The 19695-nt window shown below is 65.9% G+C and carries 16 protein-coding genes; 11 read left to right on the top strand and 5 right to left on the bottom strand.

Going from position 1 to position 19695, the window contains the following annotated elements:
* A complete protein-coding gene (locus RI032_RS15965; RefSeq protein ID WP_010486698.1) occupies positions 1–435 on the top strand; it encodes a hypothetical protein in 435 nt (144 codons plus the stop codon).
* Here the strand turns inward: RI032_RS15965 and RI032_RS15970 are convergent.
* The gene (locus RI032_RS15970) at positions 422–715 is read right to left on the bottom strand and encodes a hypothetical protein (RefSeq protein ID WP_322547300.1); all 294 of its coding nucleotides are present in this window, start codon (positions 713–715) and stop codon (positions 422–424) included. The genes RI032_RS15965 and RI032_RS15970 overlap by 14 nt on opposite strands.
* Before the next feature lie 95 nt (positions 716–810).
* On the bottom strand, positions 811–1938 hold the full coding sequence (locus RI032_RS15975; RefSeq protein ID WP_322547301.1) for an MFS transporter: 1128 nt from the start codon (positions 1936–1938) through the stop codon (positions 811–813).
* A 90-nt stretch (positions 1939–2028) separates the two neighbouring features.
* Between RI032_RS15975 and RI032_RS15980 the strand changes: the two genes are divergently transcribed.
* A complete protein-coding gene (locus tag RI032_RS15980) occupies positions 2029–2817 on the top strand; it encodes an AraC family transcriptional regulator (RefSeq protein WP_053443302.1) in 789 nt (262 codons plus the stop codon).
* A 116-nt stretch (positions 2818–2933) separates the two neighbouring features.
* On the opposite strand, the gene RI032_RS15985 is transcribed toward RI032_RS15980, so the two are convergent.
* From RI032_RS15985 to RI032_RS15995, 3 genes are read right to left on the bottom strand one after another with little or no spacing between them, the layout of a single operon-like run.
* Positions 2934–4568 (bottom strand): pseudouridine synthase, encoded by a 1635-nt coding sequence (locus RI032_RS15985; protein WP_049408982.1) that lies wholly within the window; start codon positions 4566–4568, stop codon positions 2934–2936.
* A complete protein-coding gene (gene scpB, locus RI032_RS15990; protein ID WP_257471185.1) occupies positions 4561–5436 on the bottom strand; it encodes an SMC-Scp complex subunit ScpB in 876 nt (291 codons plus the stop codon). Before scpB ends, RI032_RS15985 begins: the two co-directional genes overlap by 8 nt.
* A gap of 13 nt (positions 5437–5449) precedes the next feature.
* Positions 5450–6355 carry a segregation and condensation protein A gene (locus tag RI032_RS15995; RefSeq protein ID WP_010486714.1) on the bottom strand — a complete coding sequence of 302 codons (906 nt, stop codon included), beginning with the start codon at positions 6353–6355 and terminating at the stop codon, positions 5450–5452.
* A 375-nt stretch (positions 6356–6730) separates the two neighbouring features.
* On the opposite strand from RI032_RS15995, the gene RI032_RS16000 reads away from it, so the two are divergent.
* The 9 genes from RI032_RS16000 (at position 6731) to RI032_RS16040 (ending at position 19695) form a co-directional block, all read left to right on the top strand.
* Entirely contained in the window at positions 6731–7030 is a 300-nt protein-coding gene (locus RI032_RS16000; protein ID WP_029550673.1) for a YciI family protein, read from the top strand.
* Positions 7027–7302, top strand: coding sequence for a BolA family protein (locus RI032_RS16005; RefSeq protein WP_019336633.1), 276 nt, complete (start codon positions 7027–7029; stop codon positions 7300–7302). Before RI032_RS16000 ends, RI032_RS16005 begins: the two co-directional genes overlap by 4 nt.
* 149 nt (positions 7303–7451) lie before the next feature.
* Complete coding sequence (locus RI032_RS16010; protein ID WP_019336632.1) at positions 7452–8489, top strand: LacI family DNA-binding transcriptional regulator; 1038 nt, start codon at positions 7452–7454, stop codon at positions 8487–8489.
* A gap of 76 nt (positions 8490–8565) precedes the next feature.
* Positions 8566–11622, top strand: coding sequence for a TonB-dependent receptor (locus RI032_RS16015; RefSeq protein ID WP_049408975.1), 3057 nt, complete (start codon positions 8566–8568; stop codon positions 11620–11622).
* A gap of 248 nt (positions 11623–11870) precedes the next feature.
* Entirely contained in the window at positions 11871–13475 is a 1605-nt protein-coding gene (locus RI032_RS16020; protein WP_322547303.1) for a glucoamylase family protein, read from the top strand.
* 4 nt (positions 13476–13479) lie between these two features.
* A complete protein-coding gene (locus RI032_RS16025; RefSeq protein ID WP_322547304.1) occupies positions 13480–14820 on the top strand; it encodes a sugar ABC transporter substrate-binding protein in 1341 nt (446 codons plus the stop codon).
* Positions 14817–15698, top strand: a complete 882-nt coding sequence (locus tag RI032_RS16030) for a carbohydrate ABC transporter permease (protein ID WP_006378065.1) — start codon at positions 14817–14819, stop codon at positions 15696–15698. The genes RI032_RS16025 and RI032_RS16030 overlap by 4 nt, the downstream gene beginning before the upstream one ends.
* A complete protein-coding gene (locus tag RI032_RS16035; RefSeq protein ID WP_006378064.1) occupies positions 15695–16531 on the top strand; it encodes a carbohydrate ABC transporter permease in 837 nt (278 codons plus the stop codon). Before RI032_RS16030 ends, RI032_RS16035 begins: the two co-directional genes overlap by 4 nt.
* Positions 16528–19695 (top strand): discoidin domain-containing protein, encoded by a 3168-nt coding sequence (locus RI032_RS16040; protein WP_322547305.1) that lies wholly within the window; start codon positions 16528–16530, stop codon positions 19693–19695. The genes RI032_RS16035 and RI032_RS16040 overlap by 4 nt, the downstream gene beginning before the upstream one ends.

The following is a 19695-nucleotide window of genomic DNA, read 5'->3' on the forward strand; positions in this document are numbered from 1 at the left end:
ATGAACAAGCCCTTCGCCCTGCTGCTGGCGCTGTCCGCCGCAGCGTTGGCCCCCGCCGCGCACGCTGCCGGCAACCTCGATTGCGAGCTGCGCTACAACCTGTCCGGCTGGTCGTTGATCTACAAGACCGCATCCGGTAATGGCACGGTCACCTGCAGCAACGGCGCCAGCCTGCCGGTGCGCATCCAGATGAAGGGTGGCGGCCTGACCGTCGGCAAGTCGAAGATCACCAACGGGCGTGGCAGCTTCACCGGCGCGGTCAGCGTCAACGAGCTGCTGGGCACTTACGCCTCGGTCGGCGCGCATGCCGGTGCGGTGAAGTCCAGCAACGCGCAGGTGATGACCAAGGGCGACATCTCGCTGGCCCTGTCCGGTACCGGCAAGGGCTGGGACCTGGGCGTGGACGGCACCGCGTTCACCCTCAGCCGGCGCTGAGGCGCGACGGCGCGGCAGTTCCCCAGTTGATGCGGATGTAGTGCTGTTCGGAATCGCTCAACAACCGTTCAACACCGAAACCATTCTTCAGCAGCTGTGCGACCACGTCTTCGACGAGCTGCTCGCTGGCCATCACCTGGCTGAAGCCGTACACGACGTAGCGGCGGCCATTTTCCGAGCCGATCTGGATGGCGTTGTCGAGATCGCTGTAGAACAGTTCGATCGGGCGCTTGGCGGCATCGACGTTGGCGCGGGCCTGTTCGGCGGTGATGGTGATCATGGGCATCTGCCTTGTGTGGGAGAGCGCGCACGATAGCCAGGGAATCAAAGCCGTTCCCGGAAGGCGCGCACAGTGCGCTGCTTTTGCAGCAATTCCTAGGCTGCAGCGGGACGCTGCCGCTGCAGCCACAAGGCCAGCAGGCCGCACACGATGAGGGTCGGTGCCAGCAGCTGCACTGCACCGACCAGCGCCATTGCCGCACCGATCAGCAGGTAGTAGAGCAGGCCGAACAGCGCGCCTGCGCTGCCGAGACAGTGTGGATAGCCGCGCAAGGCCTGGCCGAGCACATTGGGAATGGCAAGGCCGAAGCCCGTCACCACCGGCACCATCGCCGCGACCAGGGCAGGGTGATCATGCAGCAGCGCGGCCAGCAGGCCTCCCGTCAGAACCAGTCCTGCGGCGATGCGGATGCGCGTGGTTGTGGCAACGCCTGCACGCAGCAGGCGGCCATTGCCCCACGCGCCCAGTGCCGAGCCCAGTGCCAGCACCGCGCCGCTGGCGCCGAACCAGGTGGCTGGCCAGTGCAGGCGCGCAAACACGAAGGGGCCGAGCACATACCAGCTGTACATCGCCACGTTGAAGGCCATCACCAGCAACGCGTGTGACCAGATCCAGCGATCGCGCAGCAGTTCCCGCAGCAGCGGCAGCATGGGCGTGTGCGGGATATGTGCAGGACGGCTTTCGCGCAGGCCAGCCAGGCATGCGACTGCCAGCAGGGCAGCAACCAGCAGCAGGCCGGACTGTACGCCGGCATAGCCATGGGCGGCGACCAGCAGCGTGCCCAGTGCAAGACCGATGGCCGGGCTCAGGGCCAGGGCCATGCCGATCCAGGAGAATGCCTGCGCCAACGCTGGACCCTGCAGATGGTCGCGCAGCACGGTCTGGGTCACCACCGAAGCGGCGGCGGCGCCGACTGCGGCCAACGCCTGGGCCAGCAGCACCTGGCCGAAGCTGCCAGCCATCAGCCCGCCCAGTGCAGCTACTCCGAAGACGCCGAGGCCACAGATAAGGGCGGGGCGACGACCGATACGATCGGCCAGGCGCCCCCACAGCAGCACGCCTGCAGCAAAGCCGAACAGGTACAGGCTCATGGCCTGGCTGGCGGCACTCGGCGGCAGGGCGAAGCGTTCGGCCAGATCGGCCAGGGCCGGGCTGTACAGGGTCTGTGCCAGCTGCGGAAACATCAGCAGTGCAATGGCGAGCAACAACAGGCGGCGCGACATGCGGGCGCTCCAGGAACAGGGCCGCGCATTGTGGTCGCGCCCGCAATGGCGCACCCTGTCTGTCCTGTCATCAAATGTATAGAATAGGACATGGCCTGGTTGCAGCCCGACGCGCACTTCGATGCCGATGCCTGGAGGGCTCCGGTGCTGGGGATCGCGGCCTCACTGGCGGATCACGACTCGGGTTGGCACCAGCATGCACGCGCGCAGCTGCTGTACACCCGACAGGGCTGTACGCGCCTGACCTACGGTGACCGCGTCAGCCTGTTGCCGCCCGCGCGCGCGGCGTGGATTCCGGGTGGGCTGCGCCATCGTGCGCAGATGCGCCAGGCAGTCGACTACCGTTCGTTGTACTTCGACGCCACCCTGTCGGCCCAGCTGCCCCGGCAGCCGGCGATCATCGGCGTCGGTCCGCTGCTGCAGGCCTTGCTGGAACCGATCGCGCAGGCGCCGTTCGACCATGACTGGCAGTCGCCGCGCGCGCACCATCAACTGGCGTTGTGCGTGCTGGAAATCGCCGCTGCACCGGTGGCGCCGATGGACCTGCCTTTACCGCGTGATCCGCGGATCGCACGTTGTCTGCCGCTGGCCGAGCAGCTGCCGCCCGAACTGGGGGAGCTGGCCGCGCGCACGGGCCTGAGCGCGCGTACCGTCGGCCGGTTGATGCAGCGTGATACCGGCATGAGCTACCAGGCCTGGCGCCAGCAATGGCGACTGATGCGGGCCATGGAGTTGCTGCTGCTGGGTCATCGCGTCGCGCATGTGGCGCAGGACACCGGCTTCTCCGCCGAGAGCCCGTTCATCGCCTTCTTCCGCAGCATGACCGGCACCACGCCCGCCGCGTTCCAGCGCCACGCAAAAGGGGACGGAGGGGATTAAGTCGCTTTCGCCCCTTCGACACAGACCGTGGCAAAAACGACTTAATCCCCTCCGTCCCCTTTTCAACGAAAAACCCCGGCCTGCGCCGGGGTTTTTCATTTCAGGCGTGCCGGTGATCAGCCGCCGCGCGGGCCGCTGCGGCGCGGGCCGCCCGGACCGCGGTTGCCGCCGGGGCCACCCGGGCCACGGTTGCCACCCGGACCGCCGGGGCCGCGATTGCCGCCCGGACCACGGTTGCCACCACCCGGACCGCGACCGCCCGGACGGGCGCCCTGTGCCGGCTTGGGGCTGCCATACGGGTTGAAGCCCGGCGTGGCGTGGTCGGACGGGAAGCTCGGGGCATTGCCCGGATGGCCGTACGGGTGCTTGTTGCCCTGGCCCTGCGAGCGGTTGCCCGCACCGGCCGGACGACCCTGGCCGCCTGCGCCGCCACGGCCTTCACCGCCGAAACCGCCACGGCCCTGGCCGCCACCGGCGCCTGCGCCCGGACCCTTCGGCTTGCCATACGGACGGCCCTGGCCGCCTGCACCCGGACCACGGGCACCGGGGCCACGGGCGCCCGGGCCGGCATTGCGATGGCCGCTCGGGCCGGTGCTCACGCCATCCGGCACGTACCAGGTGCGGAACGCGGCCGGGTTGCCTTCCGGCAGCGAACGATCGTTCTTCTGGGCGCGCTGCTTGAACGGCTTCTGCGACTGCTTGGCTGCCGCTTCACCGCTGACCGTCAGGCCACCCTTGAAGCCGCCGCCCTTGCCGCCGCGACCACGGCCGCGGTCTTCGCGGACGTTATCGAAACGACGCAGCTCGCGGCCCTCGTCGGCGGTGTTGTGGCCGTTGACGTAGGCGTTGCCGCGGCCACCTTCGCGCACGCGCACGGTGGTCTTGGCGGCGCGGCGCTGGCCGATCACCGGCTGCAGCGTCAGTGCCGACGGCGCGCCTTCTTCCAGCTTCAGCTGCGCGCGCAGGGCTTCAACCTGCGTGGTGCCCAGTTCCACCGAATGGCCGCGGGCCAGTTCGCGCGGCAGGCTCACCTTGCCGTAGCGGGTGCGCTTCAGGCGGCTGACCTGGCAGCCCTGCGACTCCCACAGGCGGCGCACTTCGCGGTTGCGGCCTTCCTTCACCACGACGCGGAACCAGTCGTGCGAGTCGGTGCCGCCGATGCGTTCGATCTCGTCGAACTTGGCCGGGCCGTCTTCCAGTGCCACGCCACGGGTGAGGCGGTCGACGATGGCGTCGGAGACCTTTTCCTCGCCTTCCGGCGCACGCACGCGGACCACGTATTCGCGCTCGACCTCGAACGACGGGTGCATCATGGCGTTGGCCAGTTCACCGTCGGTGGTGGCCAGCAGCAGGCCGGTGGTGTTGATGTCCAGGCGGCCGATCGCGATCCAGCGCGCGCCCTTCAGCGGCGGCAGCGATTCGAATACGGTCGGGCGGCCTTCCGGATCATCGCGCGTGGTCACTTCGCCTTCCGGCTTGTTGTAGACCAGCACGCGCGACGGCTCGGCCAGGGCGGTGGCGACGAAGCCACGGCCATCCAGCTCGATCTTGTCGCCACTCTTGACCGACATGCCGGTCTGCGCGACTTCACCGTTGACCTTGACCAGGCCTTCGGCGATGCGTTGTTCCAGCGCGCGGCGCGAGCCGAGGCCGGCCTGGGCCAGCACCTTGTGCAGGCGCTCTTCCAGCTTGAACTGTTCGGAGGTGGCTTCGCGCTTCAGCGAGAGCTTGTTACGGGGGGTGTCACTCATCAGTTTTGCTCCGGCCGACGGTTTCGAGGTCGGCCTCTGGTTCGGAATCGGCTTGGTCAACAGCCACGGTCGTCATCGCGACGGCGTTGTCTTCGCGTTCGTTCACTGGCACCGCGCGCTCGCCCGGCGCGGAATCGGGGTGCCCATCATCGAGGGGCGAAGGTGCTTGCTCATCTATAGCCGCCGCAGGAGCTGCGTCGGCGGAATCGGGGGTGTCACTGCCGGCCAGGCCGGCATCATCGTTCGCGGCAGCGCCTTCGTCGCCGGCCGAGATGTCAGGACCGTCGGCGCTTGCTGCTGCTGGCGCATCGCGGTCCAGGGACAGCTGGGGTTCCAGCTCGCCCAGCTCCTTCAGTTCCGACAGAGGCGGCAGCTCATCCAATCGCTTCAGGCCGAAATAATCCAGAAAGCCCTTGGTGGTGCCGAACAGCGCAGGCTTGCCGGGCACATCGCGGTGGCCGACCACGCGGATCCACTCGCGTTCTTCCAGCGCCTGGATGATGTTGCTGCTGACCGCCACGCCGCGTACCTGCTCGATCTCGCCGCGAGTGATCGGTTGCCGGTAGGCGATCAGCGCCAGGGTTTCCAGGGTGGCGCGGGTGTAACGGGTCTTGCGTTCGGTCCACAGCCGGCTGATCCAGCCATGCACTTCGCCGGTCACCTGGTAGCGGAAGCCGGAGGCGACCTCGACCAGTTCCACGCCGCGGCCTTCGCAGGCTTCGCGCAGGCGTTCCAGCGCGCGTTCGATGCTGCCCGGCGGTGCCGGTTCCTCTTCCGGGAACAGGTCCTTCAGCTGGGCCAGGGTGAGCGGCTGACTGGAGGCCAGCAAGGCACCCTCGACAATGCGGTTGATCAGCAGTTGATCCATCGGCAGTCAGCGCTCACTCGTCTGCATTGGCGGCGTCGTTGTCGTCGAACTCGCTGCTGAACTGCAGCGGGGCATTGGTGTTGCCGGCGGCCAGCGATTTCACGTAGATCGGCGCCAGTGGTTCTTCCTGGACGATGTCCAGCAGCTGTTCCTTGGCCAGTTCCAGCACCGCCAGGAACGTGACCAGCACGCCCAGCTTGCCTTCTTCGGCCGTGAACAGCCCTTCAAAACGATAGAACTTGCCATCTTCCAGGCGTCCCAGCACTTCGCCCATGCGTTGCCGCACGCTCAGTGCCTCACGCTTGATGGCGTGACCGCTGAACAGCTCGGCGCGCTTGAGCACGTCGTGCAGGGCCAGCAGCATCTCCTTCAGGTCCACCGGCGGCGGCAGCTTCACCGTGGCGCGTTCGGGCATGAAGGCGTGCGCCACCGTCGTGTCGCGGTCCTGGCGGGGCAGGGCATCGATGTCCTCGGCGGCCTGCTTGAAACGTTCGTACTCCTGCAGCCGGCGCACCAGTTCGGCGCGCGGGTCGGCTTCATCGCCTTCCTCGCTGACCGGGCGCGGCAGCAGCATGCGCGACTTCACCTCGGCCAGGATCGCTGCCATCACCAGGTACTCGGCGGCCAGCTCGAAGCGCAGCTCGCGCATCACGGTGATGTATTCCACGTACTGCCGGGTGATCTCGGCTACCGGAATGTCCAGGACATCCAGGTTCTGGCGGCGGATCAGGTACAGCAGCAGGTCCAGCGGGCCTTCGAAGGCATCCAGGATGACTTCCAGCGCGTCCGGCGGAATGTACAGGTCCTGCGGAATCTGCAGGACCGGTTGCCCATGCACCACGGCCAGCGGCATTTCCTGCTGCTGTGGGGCGGGCGGCCGGGTTGGCGGGTTCGCGTCGAGCGCGAGTTCGGAAGTCATCTAATGGACATCAGGATTGCAACGGACCAGTCGCGGCACCGGGTTCGCCGGGCCAACGCCACGGAGCCCCAGGGCACCAGACACGCCGGGATCGGCGCGATTCCACACATATCAAACAGCAGGACGCGCCGCACGAAACGGCGGCGACGGAACTACGGGGAGGTCGTCTACGTGGCCCGGCCAGGTGGACCGGTTTGAAGCAGCGGGACGGTCGTCGGGGGCTGCGTTGGCCGCAAAAACCGACGGGCTGCTGCATCCAGCCACGTGCAATGGAGTCTAGGGTAAGCCTTTGTTGCGCCAGTGTCCAGCCGGGCCGGGGCAGGGGCCGCATTGGCTAGAATCTGCGGACCCGACAACGCAAGCGAGGAAATGCCGGTGTGGTATGTGATCGAAGGGTATGACGGCCAGGATGTGCTGGCGCAGCGGCTGCAGGCGCGGCCGGAACACCTGGCGCGGTTGCACGCGCTGCGCGACGAGGGACGCCTGCTGCTGGCCGGCCCGTGCCCGGCGGTGGACAGTGAAGACCCGGGCCCGGCCGGTTACAGCGGCTCGGTGGTGATCGCGCAGTTCGAGTCGCTGCTGCAGGCCCAGGCCTGGGCCGACGCCGACCCGTACGTGGCCGCCGGCGTCTACACCCGCGTGCAGGTGCGACCGTTCCGCAAGGTGTTGCCGTGAGCGCGGAACGGATCTCGCGAATGCGTGATGCGCTGCAGCATGCCCTGGCGCCGAGCGTGCTCGAGATCGAAGACGACAGCCATCGCCACGCAGGCCATGCCGGTGCGCGCGATGGCCGCGGCCATTTCAACGTGCATGTGGTGAGTGAACGCTTTGCCGGACTGGGCCCGCTGGCCCGGCATCGCGCGGTGTACGCCGCGCTGGGGGCGATGATGGAGACCGACATCCACGCGTTGTCCATCCGCGCGCAGACCCCGTCAGAACAGGGCTGAGCCTTTGTCCCACACTGTCCTGGCGGGTCCCCGCGGGGGCTCGCTGCAGACAGATTTCCATGTCCATTTCGGGACATTCGCCTAACGGACTGTTTACAAGCCCAGATGGAAACGCTTACATTCCGCGCCAATGCTGGTAGGTCCAAGCCGTGGAGGGCGGCTTCGTGAACAAGGCAGCTATCACAATCAAAGACGTCGCACGCGAAGCCCGGGTCTCCGTGGCCACGGTTTCCCGCGCGCTCAACGGGCATGAAAATGTCGCCGAACCGGTCCGCCAGCTTGTGCTGGAGGTCGCCGCACGGCTGCGTTACACCCCGCACGCCGCCGCCCGCAGCCTGAGCAGCCGCCGCACCAATACGGTGGGCGTGGTGCTGCCTGACCTGTACGGCGAATTCTTCTCCGAGCTGATGCGTGGCATCGACAATGTCGCCCGTAGCCGCCGCCAGCACCTGCTGGTGTCCAGCTACCACGGTGACCAGGAGCAGCAGGGTGCGGCCCTGCGCGCCATGCGCGGCCGCGTCGACGGTCTGCTGGTGCTCTCGCCCTATGCCGAGAGCCCGGGCTTCCTGACCGACAACCTGCCGCAGTCGTTGCCGACGGTGTTGATCAACACCTATCTGCCCGGGCAGGACCACCCGGTGCTGAGCATCGACGACCATGCCGGTGCGATGGCGATGACCCGTCATCTGCTTGACGCTGGCCACCGTCGCATCGCTTTCATTTCTGGCCCGGATCTCAACTTCGACGCGCGCGAGCGCCTGCGCGGCTTCCGTGACGCGCTGGCGGCTTTTGGCGGTGGCGCCGAAGGCATCGAGCTGCCCGGTGATTTCGACGAAGCTTCCGGCCATCGCGCCGGTCAGGAGTTGCTGGCAGCCGGAGCGCTGCCTGATGCCGTGTTCGCCGCCAACGACATGATGGCGCTGGGCTGCCTGTATGCGTTCACGCAGGCAGGGGTCCGTGTCCCGGCCGATGTGGCCCTGGCGGGTTTCGATGATATTCCACTGGCGCGTTTCGTCCACCCGTCGCTGACCACCATGCAGGTCAGCATCGCCGAGCTCGGCGACCGGGCCATGACGCGCCTGCTGCAGTTGATGGACGGCACCTCCACGGACGGGACAGGGGACAAGCAGACCCTGGTTCCCCGCTTGATAGTTCGCGATTCCACCACTCCGCCATCGGGCCGTTGAAGCCAGAGGCGTTCCTTCTTTTTTGATTGATCGCAGGGACCGCGCAAGCGGTTACCGCCACCCGGAGATTGAGTTGATGATGCACACCACCTTCCGCACGCCGGCACGCCGGCTGCTGAGCACCGCACTGGTCAGCTGCCTGATGCTGGCCGCCGCTCCGAACGTCATGGCGCAGTCGGCCAATGCCAGCCTGCGCGGCCAGGTATCCGGCGCCCAGGCCGGCGCCGAAGTGACCGCCACCAACGTCGCCACCGGCACCGTCCGTCGCGGCACCGTCCGCGCCGACGGCAGCTACTCGCTGATGGGCCTGGACCCAGGCACCTACGACGTGGTCGCCAACGGCCAGTCGCAGAAGGTCACCGTCACCGTGGCCTCGACCGCGACGCTGAACTTTGCCGGCGCGGCCAGCAGCACCCCGGGTTCGACCGCGGCCACCAACCTGGACACCGTCAACGTCGTCGCGCCGACCCTGCTGCAGGAAGTGCGCACGTCCGAAGTCGGCAAGACCGTCAGCCTGCAGCAGATCCAGACCACCCCGCAGGTCTCGCGCAACTTCCTGGAGTTCGCCGACGCGGTGCCGGGCATGATCTTCACCCGCGATGCCAAGGGCAATACTTCGCTGCGTGGCGGCGCGACCAACTCCGACGGCACCAACGTCTACATCGACGGCGTGGGCCAGAAGAGCTACGTCAAGGGTGGCGGCGTGGCCGGTCAGTCCGGCAGTGCCGGTAACCCGTTCCCGCAGCTGGCCATCGGCGAGTACAAGGTCATCACCGGCAACTACAAGGCCGAGTACGGCCAGGTGTCCAGTGCAGCGGTCACGGCCGCGACCAAGTCGGGTACCAACGAGTTCAAGGGTGAAACCTTCTACCGTTATACCAACGACAGCATGCGCGCGATGACCCCGGCCGAGCGTCAGCCGGGCAAGGGCAAGGAGGATTCGGCCGAGAAGGAATACGGCTTCGCCCTGGGCGGCCCGATCGTCAAGGACAAGGCCCACTTCTTCGTGACCTATGAAGCAAAGCGCTTCGATCTGCCGGTGACCATCGCACCGCATGGTGCGGTGACCAACAAGGCCAACCGCGTCCCGGCTGATGCCCAGGCCGGCCTGGGCCCGGCCAGCCAGCCGTTCCAGCAGGACCTGATCTTCGCCAAGGTCGACTTCGAGCCGACCGACAACGATCGCCTGGAACTGACCTTCCAGGACCGTGATGAAACCCAGCAGCAGTTCTCGGACCAGACCGCGCCGATGCACGGCAAGGAAACCAAGAACACTGACCGTCGTTACGCGCTGCGCTGGAACCACAGCGGTGAGCGTTACTACAACGAGCTGATGGTTACCCACGAGGACTCGTTCAACAATCCCAAGCCGCTGAGCATGGGCAACGGTTTCAACTACACCGCGCCGGACGGCAAGAGCGAGGAGCGCGCCATCGTCTCGATCGGTGGTTCCTCGGCAATGTCGTCGCAGGTGAAGGGCCAGAAGGGCTGGTCGATCGAAGACAACCTGACCCTGGATGGCATCGAGTGGGCGGGCGACCACACCATCAAGATGGGTGCCAAGTACAAGCAGATCGACCTGTACGCCTCCGATGCGGCGCAGATCAATCCGCAGTTCTACTACACCATCGACAACCCGACCTTCCCGGACAGCATCCCGTACAAGGCACAGTTCGTGAAGCCGGTCACCGGCGTGTCCGGCGTGTCTGGCGAAGTGCGCTCGAAGGTGAAGCAGATCGGTCTGTTCATCCAGGATGACTGGCAGGTCAACGACCATCTGCAGCTGAACCTCGGCCTGCGCTGGGACTACGAGAAGAACCCGTCCTATCTGGACTTCGTGACCCCGCCGGAAGTGGTCAATGCGCTGTTCGCGCAGGATCCGCGTGCCGCCGCTGGCCAGAGCTACGCCGACACACTGGCGCTGAGCGGCCTGAACATCAACGATTACATCAGCAACGGCCACAACCGCAAGGCATTCAAGAATGCCTGGCAGCCGCGTCTGGGTTTCTCGTATGACATCAATGCCGACGAGCAGCACGTGATCCACGGCGGTGCCGGTCGTTCCTACGACCGCGACCTGTTCGACTACCTGCAGCTGGAAACCACCAAGCTGGCCCTGCCGCAGCCGACGATCTACTTCCGCAATCCGGCAACCGGTCAGTGCTTCCAGGGCAACGCCGCGTGCTATGACTGGAACCCGAATCTGCTCAACGGTATCGGCAACCTCCAGAGCCTGGTCGGTTCGACCAGCAATGCCGGCCTGGAAGTCGACCTGCTGAACAACAATCTGAAGGTCCCCTACGCTGACCAGTTCAGCCTGGGCATGAGCAATCAGATCGGCGACTGGCTGACCGACGCCACCATCTCGCGCACGCTCACCTATGACGGCTTCGCCTTCACCCTGGGTAATCGCTACCCGACCGGCAACTTCTTCGACGATCCGCGTCTGTGCGGTGGCACCGAAGCCGGTCTGGGCCAGGCGTGGAGCTGCAACGTGCCGGGCTTCGGCAGCCTGATCATCGGCCAGCAGGGCATCAAGACCCGTGCTACCCAGATCCTGTTGTCGGCGCAGAAGCCGTTCACCCAAGAAAGCGGCTGGGGCACCTCCATCGCCTATACCTGGACCACCGCCCGCCACAACCGTGACATCAACGAGCACTACGCGTTCGACCGTGGCGTGATCGGTGATTATCCGACCATCCGCTCCAACGGCGCGCCGCGTCACCGCCTGGTGGTGACCGGTTCGTATGCGGGCTTCTGGGGCATCACCTTCGGTGGCAAGATCACCCTGGCCACCCCGACCGCGATCAACGACTGGTACGGCGTGCCGCAGGCCAATGGCTTCGACCTGCCGACCCCGATGGCGGCGGTTCCGGGTGGCAACGGCAAGTTCCTGCTGGGTGGCAAGATCTTCGGTTATCGCTCGGTCGACCTGCAGGCGACGAAGACGTTCAAGATGCCGGGCGATACCGAGCTGTATGCGCGTATCGACATCATCAACGTGTTCAACTTCGACAATTTCTCGAACTACAACTACTACAAGAATGGCAAGTTGACCGCGAGCTACAACGAGACCGGCGACATCGTCGGTACGCCGCGCCAGATCAAGGCCGAAGTGGGCTTCCGCTTCTAAGCCCGGATGTAGATGCACGACCCGATGCCGCCGTTCCGCCGGCGGCATCGGCTGCTTGAAAACGGCAATGGCCGGCCCCGCGCCGGTCCATTGCCCATGCCGCTGCCGGCCAGGGGGCAGCGGCATGGGCAATGATCGCGGTGTCAAACCACGTTTTTCGTGGTTTTTTCAGAACGCATCTTGTAAACGATTTCAGATCATTGGACGGTATGCTTTCCCATCGATCAGACCACCGGAGAAATCGCGCCATGCAGGCACGCCATCTGTTGTCCGCCGCAGCGTTGAGCCTGGCCGTGGCCGCCTGCCAGCCGGCCCAGCAGGAACCTGCCAAGCCGCGGCCGCCGGTGATCCTGATCGAGGCCGACGCACCGCCGCGGCCGATGAAGCCGGTGCTGCCGCCGTTGTTCGATGACATCGAGCGTCGTACCTTCCAGTTCTTCTGGGATACCACCAACGAGATCAATGGCCTGACCCCGGATCGCTATCCGTCGCGGCCGTTCGCCAGCATCGCCTCGGTCGGCTTCGCACTGACCGCGTACCCGATCGGCATCGAGAACGGCTGGGTCAGCCGCAACCAGGCGATCGACCGCACCCTGACCACGCTGAAGTTCTTCCGCGACGTGCCGATGGGCCCGCAGCGCACCGGCAAGGCCGGCTACAAGGGCTTCTACTACCACTTCCTGGACATGCAGGAAGGGCGTCGCTACGACAGCTGGGTTGAGCTGTCCTCGGTGGATACCGCGCTGCTGATGATGGGAGTGCTGTTCGCGCAGTCGTACTACGACGGCGACGATCCGCGTGAGAAGGAGATCCGCCAGATCGCCGACACGTTGTACAAGAAGGTCGACTGGCCGTGGCTGCAGCAGCGTGCACCGCTGATCTCGATGGGCTGGTTCCCCGAGAGCGGCTTCATCGACCACGACTGGATGGGCTACAACGAGGCGATGATGGTCTACATCCTTGCCCTGGGCTCGCCGACGCACCCGGTCAGCCCGGATGCGTGGACGGTGTGGACGCGTACCTATGACAACGACTGGGGCGTCTACCAGGGCCAGGAATACCTGTCCTTCGGCCCGCTGTTCGGCCACCAGTACAGCCACGTCTGGATCGACTTCCGCGATATCCAGGATGCGTACATGCGCGAGCGCGGCAGCACCTACTTCCTCAACAGCCGCTCGGCCGCACTGGCCCAGCGCGAGTACGCCATCGCCAACCCGATGCAGTGGAAGGAGTATGGCGAGAATGTGTGGGGCCTGACCGCCAGTGATGGACCACAGAACACCACCCAGGACTATCGCGGCGAGCAGCGCCAGTTCCGCCATTACTCCTCGCGCGGCGCCGGCCTGCGCGAGAACTTCGATGACGGCACCATCGCTCCCACCGCTGCGATCGCGTCGGTGGTGTTCGCGCCGGAGCAGGTGATTCCGGCCACGCTGGAGATGCACAAGCGCTTTGGCGATTACATCTACTCCAGCTACGGCTTCCTGGATTCATTCAACCCCAGCTTCAACTACGACATCCCGATCAAGACCGGCCGCCTGGTGCCGGATCGCGGCTGGGTCGCCAGCGATTACATCGCCATCGATCAGGGCCCGATCCTGACCATGATCGCCAACTACCGCGATGACTTCGTCTGGGAAGTCATGAAGAAGAACCAGTACATCCGCAAGGGCCTGGAACGGGCCGGGTTCAGTGGTGGCTGGCTGGCACCGGAAGGTTCGTTCCAGCCGCTGGAACTGCAGAAAGACGAAAAGGCCGCGGCGGCACGCGCGGTGGGTATCGCCGAATCACGCGCGGCTGCCGCGCAGGAACAGAAGAACAATGCCAACCGCACCACAGGCCAGGGCAAGTAACCCGATGCCGAACTGGATCGACCGCCTGCGCCGCTGGGCGCTGCCTGCCTTGGCTGCATTGGCCGTGGCCGGCTGTGCCCGTACCGATCCGGGCACCACCACCGTACGTTTCTGGGCGATGGGCCGCGAGGCGGAGGTGGTCAGCGAGCTGATCCATGAGTTCGAGGCCGAGAATCCGGGCATCAAGGTGGATGTGCAGAACATCCCGTGGACGGCCGCGCACGAGAAGCTGCTGACCGCGTTCGCCGCCGACGGCCTGCCGGACGTGTGCCAGCTGGGCAACACCTGGGTACCGGAGTTCGCCGAGCTGGATGCGCTGACGCCGCTGCAGCCGTTCGTGCAGCGCTCGGCCGTGGTCGACCCGAAGGACTACTTCCAAGGCATCTGGGATACCAATGTGATCCACGGCGAGCTGGTGGGCGTGCCGTGGTATGTCGATACGCGCCTGATCTTCTACCGCAAGGATCTGCTGGCCAAGGCCGGTTACGACCACCCGCCGCGCACGTGGCAGGAGTGGGACGAACAGATGGCGGCGATCAAGCGCATGCAGGGCTCGAACCGCTATGCGGTGCTGATGCCGATCAACGAGTTCGAGCAGCAGCTGTCGCTGGCGCTGCAGCAGCCCGATCCGCTGCTGCGCGACGATGACACCCGCGGCAATTTCGCCAGCCCGGGGTTCCGCCGCACGCTGGCCTTCTACGCCAACATGTTCGAGCAGGGCTGGGCGCCGAAGATGTCTGAGACGCAGATCTCCAACGTCTGGGACGAGTTCTTCCGTGGCTTCAATGTGTTCTACATCTCCGGCCCCTGGAACATCCGTGAGTTCAAGAAGCTGCAGCCCAAGGGGCTGGACGGGCAGTGGGGTACGGCCGCGCTACCGGGTCCGGACGGCCCGGGTGCCGGTATTGCCGGAGGCACCAGCCTGGTGATCTTCCGCAAGTCGCAGCAGAAGGAAGCGTCGTGGAAGCTGATCGAGTTCCTGTCGCGACCGGAAATCCAGGCGCGCTTCCATTCGATCATCGGCGATCTGCCGCCGCGTCGTAGTACCTGGAACGCGCCGTCGCTGGCCAACGATCCGCTGGCCGCTGCGTTCCGTGACCAGCTGGAGCGGGTCAAGCCGACGCCGAAGGTGCTTGAGTGGGAGCGCATCGTGCAGGAAATGCGCATCGTCACCGAGAAGGTGGTGCGTGGTGGCCTGGCGCAGGACAAGGCCGTGGAAGAGCTGGACCAGCGCGTGGACAAGGTGCTGGCCAAGCGCCGCTGGATGCATGAACAACAACGCCTGCAGCAGCGCGTGCCGTCGCCGCAATCGAGCAGTGCCGTGGCCGCCGGGAGCGCGCAATGAAACGTACTTCGCTTGCCGGCTGGATTTTCGCCGGTCCCTCGCTGATCGTGCTGGGCATGTTCTTCGGCCTACCGGTCGCCTCGGCGCTGGCGCTGAGCGTGACCGACTTCGACCTCTATGCACTGGCTGACAGCAGCAACCTGCGGTTCGTCGGCCTCGGCAATTACATCGACCTGCTGCAGACGCCGATGTTCTGGAAGTCGCTGTGGAACACCACCTACTTCGTGTTGATCGGCGTGCCGTTGTCGATTGGCGTGTCGCTGGGTGCGGCGATGCTGCTGAATGCACCGGCCGCACGCTTCAAGGCGCTGTTCCGCACCGCCCTGTTCGCGCCGGTGGTGACCACGCTGGTGGCGGTGGCGGTGATCTGGCGCTACCTGTTCCATACCAGCTACGGCCTGGTGAACTACGGCCTGGGCCATCTGGGCATCAGCCCGATCGACTGGTTGGGCGATCCCAACTGGGCGATGCCGACCATCATGCTGTTCGCGGTGTGGAAGAACTTCGGCTACAACATGGTGATCTTCCTGGCCGGCCTGCAGGCCATCCCGCATGACCTGTACGAGGCCGCCCGCATCGACGGTGCCTCGCGCTGGAAGCAGTTCCTGCACATCACCCTGCCGATGCTCGGCCCGGTGCTGCTGGTGGTCGGCGTGATCACCGTGTCGGGCTACTTCCAGCTGTTCGCCGAACCGTACGTGATGACCCGCGGCGACCCACTGCAGAGCACCGTCAGCGTGCTGTATTTCATGTTCGAGGAAGGCTTCAAGTGGTGGAACCTGGGGCGCGCCTCCGCAGTGGCGTTCCTGCTGTTCCTGATCATCCTGGCGGTGACCACCGTGATGCTGCGTTTCGGCCGCAAGAGGCAGTTGGTATGAGTCGTGAAATCGGCCAGTCGCGCTGGTACCCGTGGTTGATCAATGGTGCGTTGCTGGTGCTGGCCCTGGTCAGCCTGGCGCCGCTGCTGTGGATGCTCTCGGTCTCGTTCATGCCGCAGGGCGAGGCGACCCACTTCCCGCCGCCGCTGCTGCCATCGAGCATCACCACGCGCAACTACCATGAGTTGTTCGCGCGCACCGGCATGGGCGGCAACTTCGCCAACAGCCTGCTGGTGTCGGTCGGTATCACGCTGGGTTCGCTGCTGCTCAACACGATGGCCGGCTATGCCTTCGCCAAGCTGAATTTCGTCGGCCGCGAGCGCCTGTTCCAGGTGCTGATGGCGGCGCTGGTGATTCCGGCGCAGGTGGCGATGCTGCCGCTGTTCCTGCTGATGAAGCAGCTGGGCCTGGTCAACAGCTTCGGTGGCGTGATCGTGCCGGCGCTGGCCAGCGTGTTCGGCATCTTCCTGGTGCGGCAGTACGCGCGTTCGATTCCGGACGAGCTGCTGGAAGCGGCCCGCATCGACGGGGCAGGGGAGCTGCGCATCTTCTTCCAGATCGTGCTGCCGATGCTCAAGCCCGTGCTGGTGACCTTGGCGATCTTCACCTTCATGGGTGCATGGAACGATTTCATGTGGCCGTTGATCGTGTTGACCGATCAGGAGCACTACACTTTGCCGGTGGCGCTGGCCACCCTCTCGCGCGAGCACATCATGGACGTGGAAATGATGATGGCCGGCGCGGTGGTCACCGTGGTCCCGGTGCTGGCGCTGTTCCTGGTGCTGCAGCGGTACTACATCCAAGGTCTGTTGCTGGGGAGCGTCAAGGGATGAAGCGAGCGATCGCCGTTGGACTGGGCCTGTTGTGGACCTCCCTGGCGATCGCCGCCCCCCCGGCGCTGCCGGCACCGAAGGTGCTGGACGACTTCGACGACATCGCGGCCTGGAAGCTGGTGCTGTCCGACCAGGTCAGCGGTTCGCTTCGGCCGGTCAGCGGCGCCGGTGGTGGCCGCGCGCTGTGCCTGGACTATGACTTCCACGATGTCTCCGGCTACGTCGGCATCCGTCGCGCGCTGAACATCGAATACCCGGTCAATTACCGCTTCGGTTTCCAGCTGCGCGGTGATTCGCCGGGCAACGACCTGCAGTTCAAGCTGATCGATACCAGTGGCGACAACGTCTGGTGGGTCAACCGGCCCGGCTACAGCTTCCCCAGGGCGTGGACGCCGGTCGAGTACCGCCGCCGCCAGATCGACAAGGCGTGGGGTCCCTCGCCCGAGAAGGAGATGGCACGCAGTGCTGCGGTCGAGTTCACGATCTACAGCAAGGTCGGCGGCCGCGGCACGGTGTGCTTCGACAAGCTGACCCTGCAGGGCCTGCCAGCTCAGGATGATTCGGCGCTGGTGCCATCGGTGATTGCCGATACCGCCACCGCGCTGCAGGACCGCATGATCGACGGCAAGAGCGATACGTTCTGGATCAGTGGTGGCGTCAAGCAGCAGACCATCAGCCTGGACCTGCACAAGAGCCGCGAGATCGGCGGTGCGGTGATCGACTGGCTGCCGAATCTGGAAGCCCGCCGCTATACCGTGCGCACTTCCGAGGATGGCCGTGACTGGCGTACCGTGCGTGAAGTGACCAGTGGTGCCGGTGGCCGCGACTGGCTGGCGCTGCCGGACACCGATGCGCGCTACGTGCGCTTCGATCTGCAGGACGGGCCGAACTGGCGCTATGGCATCCGTGACATCACGCTCAAGCCGCTGGCCTTTGCCACCACCCCGAACGCTTTCCTCTCCTCGGTCGCCGCCGACCTGCCACGCGGCTCGCTGCCACGTGCCTATGTGGGTGAGCAGCCGTACTGGACCCTGCTCGGCCTCGATGGCGGCCAGGAACAGGCGCTGATCAGCGAGGACGGCGCACTGGAGCCGGCCAAGGGCAGCTTCAGCATCGAACCGTTCATCCGCCTCGATGGCAAGCTGCTGGACTGGTCGAAGGTGGCCATCACCCAGTCGCTGCAGGATCATTACCTGCCGATCGCCAACGTCGATTGGGTGCATGAAAAGGTTGGCCTGGCGGTGACCGGCTTCGTGCAGGGCACGCCGGAGCGCGCGCAGCTGATCGGCCGCTACCGGCTGAGCAATCCGGACAAGGTCGCACACGAATACACCCTGGCACTGGCGATCCGTCCGTGGCAGGTCAATCCGCCCACGCAGTTCCTCAACACCGTCGGTGGCTTCAGCCGCATCGATGCACTGGATGTCGGCGAGCAGCTGGTGCGGGTCAACGGCGAGCCGCGCCTCTATCCGCTGCAGGTGCCGGACGCGCGCTTTGCCAGTACGTTCGATGGCAAGCTCGATGCGATGCACCTGGCGGACGGCAAGTACCCGGCTGAGACCGCGGTGAAGGACAGCACCGGCATGGCGTCGGGCGCGTTGATCTATACGATCAAGCTCGAGCCTGGCCAGAGCCGCGAGGTGGCGGTGGTGCTGCCACAGACCGGTGGCTGGGCGCCGCAGGCGCTGGACGTGGCCAAGGCGCAGGCGCAGGTGGCCGAACAATGGCGCAAGAAGCTGGGCGTGGTCACGCTGCAGGTGCCCGCTGCAGGCCAACCGCTGGTCGATACCCTGCGCACGGCGGTCGCGCACATGCTGATCTCGCGGGTCGGGCCGCGGCTGCAGCCGGGCACGCGTTCGTATGCGCGCAGCTGGATCCGCGATGGCGCGATGATTTCCGAGGGCCTGCTGCGCATGGGCCGCAGCGATGCGGTGCGTGACTACATCAACTGGTATGCGCCGTACCAGTTCGAGAACGGCAAGGTGCCGTGCTGCGTCGATGCGCGCGGCAGTGATCCGGTGCCGGAGAACGACAGCCATGGCGAGCTGATCTACAGCATCGCCGAGTACGGGCGTTACACCGGCGACAGCACCTTCACCGAGCTGATGTGGCCGCACGTGCAGGGCGCTTTCACCTACATGGAGCAGCTGCGCGCCAGCGAGCGCACTGAAGAGAACCGCGCGCGCAACCCGGCGTTCTACGGGATGATGCCGGCCTCGATCAGCCACGAAGGCTATTCGGCCAAGCCGATGCACTCGTACTGGGACAACTTCTGGGCGTTGCGCGGCTACAAGGACGCGGCGCTGCTGGCGACCCAGCTGGGTAAGGTCGAGGCGATGCAGATTGCCGAATCGCGCGACCAGTTCAGGGATGACCTGCAGGCCTCGCTGTTGTCGGCGATGCAGCAGCACAGCATCGACTACCTGCCGGGCTCGGCCGAGCTGGGCGATTTCGATGCGACCTCGACCACGATCGCACTGGCGCCTGGCGGCGAGCAGGGCCGACTGCCGCAGCAGGCCCTGGAGGCGACCTTCGAACGCTACTGGAACGAGTTCGTCGCGCGGCGCGATGGCAAGCGCGAGTGGAAGGACTACACCCCGTACGAATGGCGCAACGTGGCCGCGTTCGTGCGCCTGGGCTGGCGCGACCGCGCCTGGCAGGCCACCGAGTTCTTCTTCAAGGACCGCGCACCGCAGGCCTGGAACCAGTGGGCCGAAGTGGTCTCGCGCACGCCGCGCAAGCCGTTCTTCGTCGGTGACCTGCCGCATGCCTGGGTGGCCTCGGACTTCGCGCGCTCGGCCTTGGACATGTTCGCCTACAACCGTGACATGGACGATGCGCTGGTGCTGGCCGCCGGCGTACCGAGCGCGTGGCTGCAGGGTGAGGGTGTCGCGGTGCAGGGCCTGCGTACGCCACAGGGCCAGCTCAATTACCGCCTGCAGCGCAGCGACAAGCAGCTGGTGCTGGAGGTGCAGCCGGGCCTGGTGCCGCCGGTAGGGGGCGTGGTGCTGCCATGGCCGTACGCGGGTGATCCGGGCGAGGTGACGGTCAACGGCGAAGCCGCCGAGTGGATCAACAAGGAACTGCACGTGCACCAGCTGCCGGCGCGGATCGAGATCGAAGTGCCGAGCGCGGTGCGCCGCGCCGAGCGCAAGGGACAGTAA

This window comes from Stenotrophomonas geniculata (assembly GCF_034508895.1).
In the GTDB taxonomy this organism is placed as follows: Bacteria; Pseudomonadota; Gammaproteobacteria; order Xanthomonadales; family Xanthomonadaceae; genus Stenotrophomonas; species Stenotrophomonas geniculata.

Excerpts from the sequence above, each read along its gene's own strand:
- RI032_RS15965 (WP_010486698.1), top strand. The coding sequence starts at position 1 with ATGAACAAGCCCTTCGCCCTGCTGCTGGCGCTGTCCGCCGCAGCGTTG.
- RI032_RS15970 (WP_322547300.1), bottom strand. The coding sequence starts at position 715 with ATGATCACCATCACCGCCGAACAGGCCCGCGCCAACGTCGATGCCGCC.
- RI032_RS15975 (WP_322547301.1), bottom strand. The coding sequence starts at position 1,938 with ATGTCGCGCCGCCTGTTGTTGCTCGCCATTGCACTGCTGATGTTTCCG.
- RI032_RS15980 (WP_053443302.1), top strand. The coding sequence starts at position 2,029 with ATGGCCTGGTTGCAGCCCGACGCGCACTTCGATGCCGATGCCTGGAGG.
- RI032_RS15985 (WP_049408982.1), bottom strand. The coding sequence starts at position 4,568 with ATGAGTGACACCCCCCGTAACAAGCTCTCGCTGAAGCGCGAAGCCACC.
- scpB (WP_257471185.1), bottom strand. The coding sequence starts at position 5,436 with ATGGATCAACTGCTGATCAACCGCATTGTCGAGGGTGCCTTGCTGGCC.
- RI032_RS15995 (WP_010486714.1), bottom strand. The coding sequence starts at position 6,355 with ATGACTTCCGAACTCGCGCTCGACGCGAACCCGCCAACCCGGCCGCCC.
- RI032_RS16015 (WP_049408975.1), top strand. The coding sequence starts at position 8,566 with ATGATGCACACCACCTTCCGCACGCCGGCACGCCGGCTGCTGAGCACC.
- RI032_RS16020 (WP_322547303.1), top strand. The coding sequence starts at position 11,871 with ATGCAGGCACGCCATCTGTTGTCCGCCGCAGCGTTGAGCCTGGCCGTG.
- RI032_RS16025 (WP_322547304.1), top strand. The coding sequence starts at position 13,480 with ATGCCGAACTGGATCGACCGCCTGCGCCGCTGGGCGCTGCCTGCCTTG.
- RI032_RS16030 (WP_006378065.1), top strand. The coding sequence starts at position 14,817 with ATGAAACGTACTTCGCTTGCCGGCTGGATTTTCGCCGGTCCCTCGCTG.
- RI032_RS16035 (WP_006378064.1), top strand. The coding sequence starts at position 15,695 with ATGAGTCGTGAAATCGGCCAGTCGCGCTGGTACCCGTGGTTGATCAAT.
- RI032_RS16040 (WP_322547305.1), top strand. The coding sequence starts at position 16,528 with ATGAAGCGAGCGATCGCCGTTGGACTGGGCCTGTTGTGGACCTCCCTG.